Below are 13169 nucleotides of genomic sequence, written 5' to 3' on the forward strand. Positions count from 1 at the left end.
TTGATGCCAAGCGCCTTGGAAAGCGGCAACCAAAACACCGAGAAGCCATAAGCCATGCCGATGCAAAGATGGATGGCCAACGCAGCAGGTGGCACCAGCCAGCGATTGAAACCAGGCGCAGCGATGGTGCGCTCCTTGGCCAAAAAGCCGCCTGTCAGGGATGTCATAGGGGGTCTCCTCGTTTGAATTTGCTTGAACGCTGCGGATTATTCAACGGATAGCTGGGGTCTTCCTACATTTGATAACAGTGGTGCCAGACGTTCTGTTCGTGCCCATCGGTAAAACGCTGTGGACGCTGAAGGCCCCCATCGTGAACAATTGCCGCTTTTCGACGGGCCCAATGACGTGAGCAGCTTGCTTGTTCACGTCATTGCTACGCGGTTGACTCGCTTCAAAAACAACATGGTTCGACTCTGTTTTCATGGAGCCTTGGGGCTTCTGACCGCCTTGCTTCTTGGCTGTGGCGGCGGCAATGGTGGGCCCACCAGTGGCGCAAGTGCGGGTGCGGGTACAGGTGGTGCGGTCGGCACCCAACCCGGTCTGCGACTGTCGGGCACGATCAGCGTGCCTTCTGCGGCTGCCGTGGATTCAGACCTCAATGACGGCAACCAAGCCCATCGGCATACCAACGACGACCCCAATACCGCACAAGGGCTGCCCAATCCGGTCTTGTTGGTGGGCACAGTCAACCAACCCGGTACCGGGCCTTCTGGGGCGAACCAAGCCAGCGGCGATGGCGATGACTGGTACAGCATGGATTTGGTCGCGGGCCAGAGCATCGAGCTCGAAAGCAGTGCAGAGGTGGGCAGTGCCGACATTGACCTCTACGTGATCGCCAAAGATGGCCGCCAACTTGGTTTTGCCAACACAGCCGATACCCGCTCAAAGTGCATCCAAGTTCATCAAACCGGGGCCTACTACATTGATGTTCATGCCTTTATGGGGGCTTCGGTCTACAACCTGCGTGTAGCCGATCTGGGCAGCTCCGGTCAGTGCATGACCACCACCAGTACGCTTAACTTCAATCCCCAAGAGCTGCTGGCGCTGCCCAAAGTAGAACGCAACCGCATGCTCGCCACCACGCAAGCGTTGTCACGACCTTCCGCCTTGGCTTTACCGGCCAGCGTCAGTGCAGCGGGGGTCCAGTTGATCACGAGCCCAGGCACAGGCCCACAGCTGCTCAAACTGCCTAGCCAGAAAATCGCGCTCGCCCAAGGCCTCAGCCGCTTGGCGCAAAACCAGCGCAATACGGCGACCCCTAGCCCCCAGACTCCCGCAGCGGTGATGGCCCTGAAATACGCCAAGTCCATTCAGGCCACCGGCTATTACTTGGGCGTCCACCCCAACTGGCGCATGGAGACCCAAACCTTGGCCGGCACCTTCCCGCCCAACGACCCCTCCTACAGCCTGCAACGCTGGCACTACGACCAGATCAATCTCAGCTCAGCACTGAATCGGTTGGGGACGCTATCGATTCCGGGCAGCCGCACACCCGTGGTGGCCGTCATTGACGATGGGGTGATGCTGGATCACCCGGACTTGTACCCTCAACTGCTCTCAGCCGGCCGTAGCTTTCTGACCAATATCTCCCCCGGTGACGGCAACATCGCCAACGGCGACAACCCGGCGCAGCGCAGCGACAACCCGATCTTTCACGGCACCCATGTGGCGGGGCTGATCGCGGCTTCGACCTTCAACGGCCGCTTTGGTTCAGGTATTGCACCCATGGCGCAGATCATGCCGCTACGGGTCTTTCAGCCCGGACATGGCGCAAGCACCTTGGACATCGTCAACGCCATGCTCTACGCCGCCGGGCTGGACAACAACTCTGGCACCTTGCCAGCACGGCGCGCCGACATCATCAACTTGAGTCTGGGCAGCGACGTGAATTGCCCGGTGGCCTATCAAAACGCCATCGACCGGGTCCGCGCTGCGGGGGTGATGGTGGTGGCGGCCGCCGGCAACTCCAGCCGACTTGATCTGGGTCGTCGGGTGGCCGTGAGTGCGCCGGCCAACTGCCGTGGGGTGATTGCCGTGGGGGCGCTCGATCATCAAAAGAAACTGGCGGCTTATTCCAACACCGGCAGTGCGCTGGGCTTGGTGGCACCGGGCGGCGGTTCTGATCCGGCCTTGGGTGTCTCCGCAGGGGGTAACTCGATCTACAGCACCGTGAGCAGCTTCAATGCCAACAATGCCCGCATGGCCGATTTCGGCCCCTTGGAAGGCACGTCGATGGCGGCACCGCACGTCAGCGGTACCCTGGCCTTGATGCGACACATCAACCCGGCCTTGAGTCCGACCCAAATCGACGCCTTTCTTGCCGCCGGTCGCTTGACCGATGATCTGGGGGTGGCCGGGCGAGACCACGATTTCGGCATGGGTCTGATCAATGCCCGCAAAGCGGTGGATGTGGCGCTGGAAACCACCACCAGCATCCCCGTGCCCACCTTGATCCCCATCACGGCCCAACCCAGCAGCTTTGATTTGGGGAGTTTTCGCACCAGTGCCCAGCTCGAACTACGGGCAAGCAGTCCCACCACCAACACCAACGCCACCACCACAGAGACCATTACGGCCGTGATCAGCTCATCACCGGCGGTGCAAATCAACCCGACCCAAGTCGATGCCACCGGCCAAGGTCTCTATACCCTGTATGTGGACCGGACGCTGCTCACACCAGGTCATCATGATCTGCGCATCACCGTCCAGCTCAAGCCCACGCGCACGCTGTCCATCAGCTTGATGGTGACGCGACAAGATGCCGACAACAGCGCTTTGGCCACCACCTACGGCCCGATGTACGTGGTGTTGATCGACCCCGACCGCAACGATGTGGTCGCCACGGTGCAAGCCACCGCCAACGCCGGGCGCTACACGTGGAGCTACAACGGCTACAGCCGCAACCGAGTCAGCGTCATTGCCGGCGCGGATCTCGATAACGACGACTACATCTGCCAACGGGGTGAGCCGTGCAGCACGGTGCTGAGCACCCACAGCACCGAAGTTGAGGCCATCACGCTCGGTAATCCCCTCGCGCGCACCATTGACCTGCAAGTCACACCGATCACAACGGTGTCCTTGCAAAGCCGCAACAGCTTGCCGTTGGTCGGTGTCCACCGCCAAGTACCCGGTACGCGTGACCGGGCCATGCCACACGCGACAGCAGCCCTCAGCCCCAGCAAGCTCAACCCACTCAGGTTGCCTTGGACACCGTGATGGTCGGGAACTTGGCCGAGTAGTCCTTGGATTGCTCGGCGATCTTGATCGCCACTTTGCGGGCCACGGCCTTGTAGAGGCCGGCCAAGGCTCCTTCGGGCTCAGCCACCACCGTGGGCCGCCCTGCGTCGGTCTGCTCGCGGATGGAACGCTCCAGCGGCAGCGCCCCGAGGTAATCCACCCCGTATTGCTCGGCCATGGCTTTGCCACCGTCGGCCCCAAAGATGTGTTCGGTATGGCCGCAGTTCGGGCAGCAGTAAACGGCCATGTTCTCAACGATGCCCAGAATCGGCACGCTGACCTTCTCGAACATCTTCAAGCCCTTCTTGGCGTCGATCAGGGCGATATCTTGCGGCGTGGTCACGATCACCGCACCTGTCACCGGCACGCGCTGCGCCAACGTGAGTTGGATGTCACCCGTACCCGGGGGCATATCGACGATCAAATAGTCCAAGTCCTTCCAGTTCGTCTGGCGCAGCAACTGCTCCAAGGCCTGCGTCACCATCGGCCCACGCCAGACCATGGCCTGATCGTCGTCAATGAGAAAGCCGATCGACATCACCTGCAAACCGTGGCCGATCATCGGCTCCATGGTTTTGCCATCGAAGCTGTCGGGGCGACCTTCAATGCCCAGCATGGTCGGCTGACTGGGGCCATAGATGTCGGCGTCCAGCAAACCCACCTTGGCCCCTTCGGCCGCCAGCGCCAAGGCCAAATTGGCAGCGGTGGTGCTCTTGCCCACCCCACCCTTGCCCGAAGCCACGGCGATCAGGTTCTTCACACCCGGCAAAAGCTGCACACCACGCTGCACGGCGTGCGCCACGATGGCCGTCGAAAAACGCACCGTCACCGCCGACACACCCGGCACCTTGCGAGCGGCCGCACTGAAGGCGGCGTCCAGATTCGGCCAAAGGCTGCGCGCCGGATAGCTCATCTGCACCTCAAACGACACAGACGAGCCTTGGATGCGGACATCGCGCAGTTGTCGGGTGCTCACAAAATCGCGCCCGGTTTGGGGATCAAGCACCGTTTGCAGGACGGCCAGAAGAGCAGTTTCAGTCACGATAGGAGTGGGCGACATGGGGGGAGTGAATAGAGTAGAGAAGCAGGATCACAGACCGCGTGCAGTCTAGCGGAGCCCGCCTAAAATCGCCCCCTCCTGCCCCAAGGCCCTAGAACAGACACCGCACATGACTCGCCAGCTTTTTGTCACCACCGCCCTGCCCTACGCCAACGGCCACTTCCACATCGGCCACATCATGGAATACATCCAGGCCGACATCTGGGTGCGGTTTCAGCGCATGCAGGGTCATCAGGTGCATTTCTGTGGTGCGGATGACGCCCACGGCGCGCCGATCATGATCGCGGCTGAAAAAGTCGGTAAAACACCGCAAGCCTTCGTGGCCGACATCGCCGCCGGTCGCAAGCCGTACCTCGACGGCTTTCACATCAGTTTTGACAACTGGCACTCGACCGACGGGGCCGAAAACCACGTCTTGGCGCAAGACATCTACCGGGCTCTGCGCGCGGCCGGTCTGATCGCCGTGCGTTCGGTAGAACAGTTCTTTGATCCGGCCAAGGGCATGTTCTTGCCTGACCGCTTCATCAAGGGCGAGTGCCCGAAGTGCGGTGCCAAGGACCAGTACGGCGATTCGTGCGAAGTCTGCGGCGCGGTCTACAGCCCAACCGAACTGAAAAACCCGTTCTCGGCGCTCTCCGGTGCTACGCCGGTGCTCAAAAGCAGCGAGCACTACTTCTTCAGCCTGAGCGATCCGCGCTGCGTGGCGTTCCTTGAAGCGTGGACCCAAGAAAGCGGCAAGCTTCAGCCCGAAGTGCTGAACAAGATCAAGGAATGGTTCACCAAGGATGAGCAAGGCCAAGGCGGCCTGGGTGACTGGGACATCAGCCGCGACGCGCCTTACTTCGGCATCGAGATCCCCGACGCGCCGGGCAAGTATTTCTACGTCTGGCTGGACGCGCCGATTGGCTACTTGGCCTCGCTGAAAAACTACTTCGACAAAGGCGGACCGAAGGCCAAGTACGGCGAGACCCGCAGCTTCGAGGACTTCATGGCCGACCCCAGCGTCGAGCAGGTGCATTTCATCGGCAAGGACATCACCTATTTCCACACCCTGTTTTGGCCGGCGATGCTGCACTTCAGCGGTCGCAAAGTCCCCGACAGTGTCTTCGTCCACGGTTTCATGACCGTCAACAACGGCGAAAAGATGAGCAAGAGCCGAGGCACGGGGCTCGATCCGCTCAAGTACCTCAAGCTCGGCATGAACCCCGAGTGGCTGCGCTACTACATCGCTGCCAAGCTCAACGCCCACGTCGAAGACGTGGACTTCAACCCGGAAGATTTCAGCTCGCGGGTCAACGCCGATCTGGTCGGCAAGTACATCAACATCGCCTCACGCGCTGCGGGCTTTTTGGCCAAGCGTTTCGGCGGCAAGCTGTCCGGCGATCTGGGTGTGGACGGCATGAGCTTGCTCGAAACCCTGCGCGCCCATCGCCACACCATCACCGAGCTTTTTGAGTCCCGCGACTACGGCAAGGCGCTGCGCGAAATCATGGCCTTGGCCGACCGCGTCAACGAGTACGTCGATGCCAACAAGCCGTGGGAATTGGCCAAGAAAGAAGGCGCAGAGCAAGTGCTGCAAGACGTTTGCAGTGTCTGCATCGAAGCCTTCCGCCTGCTCACCATCTACCTCAAGCCGGTGCTGCCGGTCTTGGCGGCCAACGTCGAAGCCTTCTTGCAAATCGCCCCGCTCGACTTCACCTCGACCGACCAGCTGCTGGGTGCGCACACCATTGGCACCTACCAGCACCTGATGCAGCGCGTCGATCCCAAACTGCTTGAGGCCCTCTTCGAACCACCCGCCCCGCCCGCCGCCCCGAAGCTGGTGCCCGGCGGCGAAGAACTCGCCCCCGAGATCACCATCGACGACTTCACCAAGGTGGACTTGCGCGTGGCCAAGATCGTTCATGCCGAACAGGTTGATGGCAGCACCAAGCTGCTGCGCCTAACCTTGGATGTGGGCGAGGGACGCCATCGCAACGTCTTCAGCGGCATCAAATCTGCTTACAAGCCCGAAGATTTGGTCGGCAAACTCACCGTCATGGTGGCCAACCTCGCACCGCGCAAGATGAAGTTCGGCATCAGCGAAGGCATGGTGCTGGCCGCCAGCCACGCCGATGAAAAAACCCACCCCGGCATCTTTGTGCTGGAGCCCTTCCCCGGTGCCCAGCCAGGGATGCGCATCCGATAAGACGAGAAGAGACAAGGACCCCACCATGCTGCGCCGCTTTCACCCCTTTCGCCCGCGTCTGCTCGATAGCCTCAAGGGCTACGACCGCACACGCTTTCTGGCCGATCTTGGCGCGGGGTTGACGGTCGGCATCGTGGCCTTGCCCTTGGCGATGGCCTTTGCGATTGCCTCGGGCGTCAAGCCTGAGCAGGGCATCTTCACGGCCATCATTGCGGGCTTTTTGATCTCGGCTTTGGGTGGCTCACAGGTGCAAATTGGCGGCCCGGCCGGGGCGTTCATCGTCATCGTTTACGGCATCGTCGAGCGCTACGGGCTGGCGAACTTGCTGATTTCGACCTCGCTGGCCGGCATCCTGCTTTTCTTGATGGGCTGGTTAAAGCTCGGCGCTTTGGTGCGCTACATCCCGGTGTCGATCGTCATCGGCTTCACCAACGGCATCGCGGTGCTGATCGGGCTCTCGCAGGTCAAGGATCTGCTCGGACTCAAGATCGACAAGCTCCCGGCCGACTTCTTCACCCAGATCGGCACCTTGGCCAATCACATCCACGACCTAGACCCGCTCTCGCTGCTGATCGGCTTGGTCTGCTTGGCCATCGTGGTGCTGTGGCCCAAGTCTTACACCATGCCGCAGGCACCGATGACCCCGCGTGACCACGCCCGGCGCGTCGCCGCCCACGTGCCCGGCACCATCGTCGCACTCGGGCTGGCCACCCTGCTGACCTTTGTGCTTTCGTTGCCGGTCGAGACCATCGGCTCGCGCTTTGGCGGCATCCCACAGTCACTGCCCAGTTTTTCGATGTCGGACTTCAGTTGGGCCGGGGCCAAGCAGCTCTTGATCCCGACCATCACGATTGCGCTGCTGGGGGCGATTGAGTCGCTGCTCTGCGCTCGCGTGGCCGACAACATGACCGAGTTTCGCCGCCACGACCCGAATCAAGAGCTGATGGCCCAAGGCGTGGCCAATTTCGTCACGCCCTTCTTTGGCGGCATCCCCGCCACCGGCACCATCGCCCGCACCGTCACCAACGTGCGCGCCGGTGCCGCCACACCCATCGCCGGGATCATCCACGCCTTGGCGCTACTCCTGATCGTCTTGGTGGCCGCACCGCTGGCGCTGCATGTGCCCTTGGCCGCGCTGGCTGGCATTTTGTTGTTCGTGGCTTGGAACATGGGCGAGTGGCGCGAGTTCGTGCGCCTGCGCCAGTTCAACCACTCCTACCGCATCATCATGGTGGGCACCTTCTTGCTCACCGTGATCTTCGATCTCACGGTCGCGGTCGAAGTCGGCTTGGTGCTGGCCTGCATCTTCTTCATCTGGCGCATGGGCACGCTCTTCGACGTCAGCCCCGTGACGGACCAAGATCTACCCCCCGGGGTCTATGTTTTTGAGCTCTACGGCTCGCTGTTCTTCGGCGCGGTGGGCAAGATCGAGGATCTGCCCGAAGAACTACCCGCTGGCACGCGCGCCGTGGTGCTGGAGATGCACAAACTGGTGCTGATGGACTCCTCCGGGCTCGACGCCTTGCAGCAACTCTGGCGCACTTTGCAGCGTCAAGACATCGGCTTGGTGCTGGCCAATGTCAACGAGCAGCCGCTCTCGCTGATACGCCGGGTCGGCTTTGATGCCTTGCTGGGCGACGACGCCATCGTGCCCAGCGTTGGCGCAGCACTCGATCAGGTGCGCTGATCAGGTGCGCTGAGCCAGCGCCAGCTCGTCCAAGAACGCTTCTTGGACCGCGCTTGAACGGGCCAGCGCAGCTTGGGCGGGCGCACCAAATTCAGCCGTTTCCGCCGCGTTACGCAGGCGAGCCGCAAGGCCATCGCCCGTCGCCACCGGCCCAGCGCCCAGCTGAGCACGCGCCAGCCGATCACCGCGCTCGGCCTTGCTGCGCACATCGAGCCACAAGCCGTGCGCGGCAATCCACGGCCGCACAAAGGCCAAGATGTCGGCCGCCCGGCCTTCGATCAGCTCAAACTCCAGCTCGCACACCGCCAAACGCTGCCCGGCGGCAGCGATGCTGCCTTCGTCCAGCGCCAGCTCGATCAAGGCCCCGCCATGCTGCACACGCACCCACGTGCGCTGAATATCGGTGGTGAAGCGCACCGTCAAAGCTTGCTCAGGCGCAGCCGCCAGCGCACGCATCAAGGCCTCGCCCGCCGGAGTGCCCGCATGGCGCTCCACCTTGGGCACCGGCTCTTGATGGGGGCCTTCGAGCGCTGAAGCATCAAGCTCGACGTTGTGTTCCAAGCGCGTCATCACATCGTCACCCCGCCCTTTGAGGGTCTGCACCCACGGCCCACCTTCACGGCGCAAGCGCCATGCAAGCCCCTTGGAGCCCAAGCTGCGCTCGGGGGTATCGAGGTAGCGCGCCTGCAAAGGCAACACAGCCAGCGGCCCGAGTCGAGCAAGATGCTCACGCACACCCGCCAAACGCTCGGCGGGCTCAGCGGGGATCTGATACTTGAGTTCGATTTCAGTCGTCATGGCGCAGGATTGTGACGTGAGCCCAAGCGGCTCGCCCGTAGAATCGCGCACCCTGACCCCTTGGAGCTTTGCACCATGCCTCTGTTCTGGAAGCCCTACCAATCCGAAGCCACCCAGTTCATCGAATCGCTCAAAAAGCAAGATCCGACGCTGGAAGCACGCCAGCTCGCAGGCCGTGCGCTGCTGTGGGAACAACCCGTGAGCCGGGAAGAAGTGCGTGAAGTCAACGCTGGCCGTGTCGAACAACAGCCCTACGTCTATCAAACCCACGCCTGAAGTCACGGCGGTGGATCCGGTTGCCAAGGCCCGCCTTTATGGCGAGCCGATGTTTGCGCTGCCCCAGGACCTGTACATCCCGCCCGAAGCCTTGGAGGTGTTTCTCGAAACCTTCCAAGGTCCGCTCGACTTGCTGCTGTACCTGATTCGGCGGCAAAACTTCAACATCCTCGACATCCCGATGGCGGATGTGACGCGTCAGTACTTGGCCTACATCGACCAATTACGCGCGCACAACTTGGAGCTGGCCGGCGAGTACTTGCTCATGGCCGCCATGCTCATCGAGATCAAGTCGCGCATGCTGCTGCCGGTGCGCCGCGCCGATGACGCGAGCGAGGGTGAAGATCCGCGTGCCGAGCTGGTGCGTCGCTTGCTCGAATACGAGCAAATGAAGCAAGCCGCCATCGAGATCGACGCCTTGCCGCAACTCGGGCGCGATTTCTTGCCCACCGGCTTGTCCATCGAAGCCGTGGCCTTGCCGCGCCTGCCCGAAGTTCGCAGTGAAGACTTGCAAGAGGCTTGGGCAGCGATCTTGGCGCGCGCTCGGCTGGTGGAGCACCACCACATCGCCCGCGAGGAGCTCTCGGTGCGCGACCACATGGGTCAAGTGCTGCGCCGCTTGCAGCATTGCCGTTTTGCCGAGTTCAACACCCTGTTTGACCTGAGTCACGGCGTGCAAGGCTTGGTGGTGACCTTCATCGCCGTGCTGGAGTTGGCCCGCGAACAGCTGATCGAACTCACCCAAGCCGAAGCCTTCGCGCCGATCTATCTGCGGTTGGCGTTCCGCCAAAGCTAAGGCCACAGGGTCAGCCCCCACAGCGGGGCGTCTCGGGCTGCATAGAATGCCGCGCATGAGCAGTCACGCTGAAATGGCTCCGGCCACCTCCCACACCTCCACCACCCGCCGCCCCCTGACGCTGCATCGCCTGCACGAGATGCACGCCCAGGGCGAGAAGATCACCATGCTCACGGCCTACGACGCCACCTTGGCGCGTTTGGCCGATGAGGCCGGTTGCGACACCCTCTTGGTGGGCGACTCGCTGGGCATGCTGATCCAAGGCCGCGACAGCACCTTGGGCGTGAGCTTGGACGACATGGTCTATCACACCCGCTGCGTCGCTCGGGGCTTGGCCGCTGGCGGCGGCACGGCGTGGTTGGTGGCCGATTTACCCTTTGGCAGCTATCACGAAAGCTGCGATCAGGCCATGCGCTCAAGTGCGGCCTTGATGCAAGCGGGCGCGCAGATGGTCAAGCTCGAAGGCGGCGGCTGGACGGCTGAGGTGGTGCGCTTCATCACCGAACGCGGGGTGCCGATCTGCGCGCACTTGGGCCTGACGCCGCAAAGCGTGCACGCCTTGGGCGGCTACCGCATTCAAGGCCGCGACGCTGAAGCGGCCAGCCGCTTGCGCCAGCACGCCCGCGAGCTGCACGAGGCCGGGGCCAGCATGATGGTGCTGGAGCTGATGCCATCGAGCGTGGCGGCCGATGTCCAAGCCGACAACCCACAGCTCATCACCATCGGCATCGGCGCAGGCCCGGCCACCGCCGGTCAAGTGCTGGTGGTCCACGACATGCTGGGGCTGACACGCGGCAAGCTGCCGCGCTTTGTGCAGAACTTTCTGGCCGAGGTGGCCCAAGAAGGGGGCGATGTCGCCGCCGCCTTGCGCGCCTACGTCCAAGCGGTCAAAGACGGCCGCTTCCCCGACCCCACCCGCCACGCTTACTGAACAACGCCCAACCCTCTCATGGACATCTTCCATACCCTGACCGAACTGCGCGCGGCCTTGTCTCAACCCGGCCAAGAGCGGCCCGCTTTTGTGCCCACCATGGGCAACTTGCACGACGGCCATCTCGCGCTGATCCGCCAAGCGCGCCGCAGTGGGCGCACGGTGGTGGCCAGCATCTTTGTGAACCGGCTGCAATTCGGTCCGAACGAGGACTTTGATCGCTACCCGCGCACCTTGGCCCAAGACAGCGCCTTGCTGGCCGAAGCGGGCTGCGATGTGCTTTTCGCGCCCGACGAAACCGTGCTCTACCCCACGCCGCAGACCTACAAGGTGCAGCCCGATCCAGCCTTGGCCGACATCCTGGAAGGTCACTTCCGCCCGGGCTTTTTCATCGGCGTTTGCACCGTGGTGCAAAAGCTCTTTCAGTGCGTGCAGCCGGGCATGGCGCTGTTTGGCAAGAAGGACTACCAGCAATGGCTGGTGCTGCGCCAGATGGTCGAGCAGTTCGCCATGCCGATCACCATGGTGGCGGGCGAGACCGAACGCGCGGCCGACGGCTTAGCGCTGTCCTCGCGCAACGGCTACCTGAGTGCGCAAGAGCGTGCCGAAGCCCCAGAGCTCTACCGCGCCTTGCAACGCTTGGGTCAAGCGGCCCGCCAAGCCAGCCACCCAAACGGGGCACACGCTGATCTGGCCGCCCTCGAAGCCCACGCCATGGCCGATTTGGCCGCACGCGGCTGGCAACCGGATTACCTCACCCTGCGCCGCCGCAGCGATCTGCTTGCTCCCACGCCTGAAGATCAAGCCCAAGCCAGCCCGTGGGTGGTGCTGGGCGCTGCCCGTTTGGGCCGGACCCGATTGATCGACAACCTCGAAATCTGATGCGAGCTCGCCTCGGCGCCGTGATGGGTTTAGCGGCCTTGGTGAGCTGTGGGGGTGGCAACGGCCCACACATAACCGGCATCACGACGACCACGATCTGCGGCTTGGCCGAACAAAAAAGCTGGCTGCTGGCCGATATGCAGGACGTGTATCTCTTTGCCGACCGCCTGCCCAGCGTCGATCCCGCGCCCTTTGGCACCATCGAGAGCTACTTCGATGCCTTGCTGGTCAAGAAGGATCTGGACGGCATCACGCCGCTGGATCAGTGGAGCTACGTTCAAGACAGCGCCAGCTACAACCTGAGCTTCTCGGCGGGCCAGACTTTGAACTACGGCGTGACGGTGGCGGGGCGACCCGAAGACCCGAGCCCCATCCGCATCCGCTACATCGCGCCCCACTCCCCCGCCGAGGCCGCTGGCTTGCAGCGCGGCATGGTGCTGGAAAGCATCAACGGCGTCCCCACCAGCGCGATGCAAGCTGCCGGGTCCTTCCCGCTGCTCACCCCCAGCGCCGTGGGTCAAAGCATCCAGTTGAGTGTGCGCGACAGCATCACCAGCCTCACCCCACGCAGCGTCCGTCTGACAGCGGCGGTCTATGACCTCTCGCCGGTTGATGCGCGCTACAGCCGCGTTCTGAGTCTGCCCCATCCAGCCAACCCCAGCGCCGCGCCGACCGCTGTGGGGTATGTGTTCTACAAGGATTTTCTCAACGGCTACAACCCCGACGGCAGCCTGCGGCCCGATCTGACGACGCAGCTGGCGCAGTTCAAAGCCCAAGGCGTGACCGAGCTGGTGCTGGACCTGCGCTACAACGGCGGCGGCTACATCAACTTGGCCCAAGACTTGGCCTCGGCCATCGGCGGCAGCGCCCTCGACAACCGCATCTTTGGCAGCCTGCACTACAACGCCCGCCACAGCGCCAGCAACGGCAACTATGTCTTTCGGGCCAGCGCCAGCACCGCGCTCAACCTGAGCCGCGTCTACGTCCTCACCGGCCGACGCACCTGCTCGGCCAGCGAATTGGTGATCAACGGCCTCAGCCCACACATCCAAGTCATCCAGATTGGCAACAGCAGCTGCGGCAAGCCCTTTGGTTTTCAGCCGCAAAGCTACTGCCAAAAAACCTACAGCGCCCTGCGCTTTGAAGTCTTCAACAGCGCCGCCCAAGGCCGCTACTACAACGGCCTCGCCCCCACCCCGGGCTGCACCGTGGCCGACAACTTCGACCTGCCCTTGGGCACCGACACCGAAGCCCTCACCCACGCTGCCCTCACCCACATCCAAACCGGCACCTGCCCCGCCGTCGCCAGCGCCA

General features: G+C 62.8%; 10 protein-coding genes. 8 read left to right on the forward strand and 2 right to left on the reverse strand.

Annotated elements, in window-relative coordinates; genetic code table 11:
* Window positions 1–429 precede the first annotated feature (429 nt).
* Window positions 430–3216: a S8 family serine peptidase gene (locus AC3VI7_RS09995; RefSeq protein WP_489671494.1), complete on the forward strand. Its 2787-nt coding sequence runs from the start codon at window positions 430–432 to the stop codon at window positions 3214–3216.
* Here the strand turns inward: AC3VI7_RS09995 and apbC are convergent.
* Window positions 3194–4297 carry an iron-sulfur cluster carrier protein ApbC gene (gene apbC / locus AC3VI7_RS10000; RefSeq protein WP_489669400.1) on the reverse strand — a complete coding sequence of 368 codons (1104 nt, stop codon included), beginning with the start codon at window positions 4295–4297 and terminating at the stop codon, window positions 3194–3196. The two genes, AC3VI7_RS09995 and apbC, sit on opposite strands and share 23 nt — an antisense overlap.
* Before the next feature lie 109 nt (window positions 4298–4406).
* On the opposite strand from apbC, the gene metG reads away from it, so the two are divergent.
* Both metG and AC3VI7_RS10010 read left to right on the forward strand, forming a co-directional pair.
* The gene (gene metG / locus AC3VI7_RS10005) at window positions 4407–6485 is read left to right on the forward strand and encodes a methionine--tRNA ligase (RefSeq protein ID WP_489669401.1); all 2079 of its coding nucleotides are present in this window, start codon (window positions 4407–4409) and stop codon (window positions 6483–6485) included.
* A 25-nt stretch (window positions 6486–6510) separates the two neighbouring features.
* Window positions 6511–8172, forward strand: a complete 1662-nt coding sequence (locus AC3VI7_RS10010) for a SulP family inorganic anion transporter (RefSeq protein WP_489669402.1) — start codon at window positions 6511–6513, stop codon at window positions 8170–8172.
* Here the strand turns inward: AC3VI7_RS10010 and AC3VI7_RS10015 are convergent, their stop codons facing one another.
* Entirely contained in the window at window positions 8173–8970 is a 798-nt protein-coding gene (locus AC3VI7_RS10015; RefSeq protein ID WP_489669403.1) for a CYTH domain-containing protein, read from the reverse strand.
* 75 nt (window positions 8971–9045) lie between these two features.
* Here AC3VI7_RS10015 and AC3VI7_RS10020 point away from each other — a divergent pair, with 75 nt between their 5' ends.
* The 5 genes from AC3VI7_RS10020 to AC3VI7_RS10040 all read left to right on the forward strand — a co-directional run.
* Window positions 9046–9246, forward strand: a complete 201-nt coding sequence (locus AC3VI7_RS10020) for a DUF3460 family protein (RefSeq protein ID WP_489669404.1) — start codon at window positions 9046–9048, stop codon at window positions 9244–9246.
* Window positions 9188–10042 carry a segregation and condensation protein A gene (locus AC3VI7_RS10025; protein ID WP_489669405.1) on the forward strand — a complete coding sequence of 285 codons (855 nt, stop codon included), beginning with the start codon at window positions 9188–9190 and terminating at the stop codon, window positions 10040–10042. Before AC3VI7_RS10020 ends, AC3VI7_RS10025 begins: the two co-directional genes overlap by 59 nt.
* 55 nt (window positions 10043–10097) lie before the next feature.
* Window positions 10098–10973, forward strand: coding sequence for a 3-methyl-2-oxobutanoate hydroxymethyltransferase (gene panB / locus AC3VI7_RS10030; protein WP_489669406.1), 876 nt, complete (start codon window positions 10098–10100; stop codon window positions 10971–10973).
* Window positions 10974–10991: 18 nt separating this feature from the next.
* On the forward strand, window positions 10992–11855 hold the full coding sequence (gene panC, locus AC3VI7_RS10035) for a pantoate--beta-alanine ligase (protein WP_489669407.1): 864 nt from the start codon (window positions 10992–10994) through the stop codon (window positions 11853–11855).
* Window positions 11855–13169, forward strand: a 1315-nt coding sequence (locus AC3VI7_RS10040; RefSeq protein ID WP_489669408.1) for a S41 family peptidase, incomplete at its 3' end; no start/stop codon positions are given. The genes panC and AC3VI7_RS10040, both read left to right, overlap by 1 nt.

It is taken from the genome of Leptothrix toolikensis (SeqCode) (genome assembly GCF_057922285.1).

Bases quoted from the DNA above. Each gene is read 5' to 3' on its own strand.
- metG (WP_489669401.1), top strand. From the start codon at position 4,407: ATGACTCGCCAGCTTTTTGTCACCACCGCCCTGCCCTACGCCAACGGC.
- AC3VI7_RS10010 (WP_489669402.1), top strand. From the start codon at position 6,511: ATGCTGCGCCGCTTTCACCCCTTTCGCCCGCGTCTGCTCGATAGCCTC.
- panB (WP_489669406.1), top strand. From the start codon at position 10,098: ATGAGCAGTCACGCTGAAATGGCTCCGGCCACCTCCCACACCTCCACC.
- apbC (WP_489669400.1), bottom strand. From the start codon at position 4,297: ATGTCGCCCACTCCTATCGTGACTGAAACTGCTCTTCTGGCCGTCCTG.
- panC (WP_489669407.1), top strand. From the start codon at position 10,992: ATGGACATCTTCCATACCCTGACCGAACTGCGCGCGGCCTTGTCTCAA.
- AC3VI7_RS10015 (WP_489669403.1), bottom strand. From the start codon at position 8,970: ATGACGACTGAAATCGAACTCAAGTATCAGATCCCCGCTGAGCCCGCC.
- AC3VI7_RS10020 (WP_489669404.1), top strand. From the start codon at position 9,046: ATGCCTCTGTTCTGGAAGCCCTACCAATCCGAAGCCACCCAGTTCATC.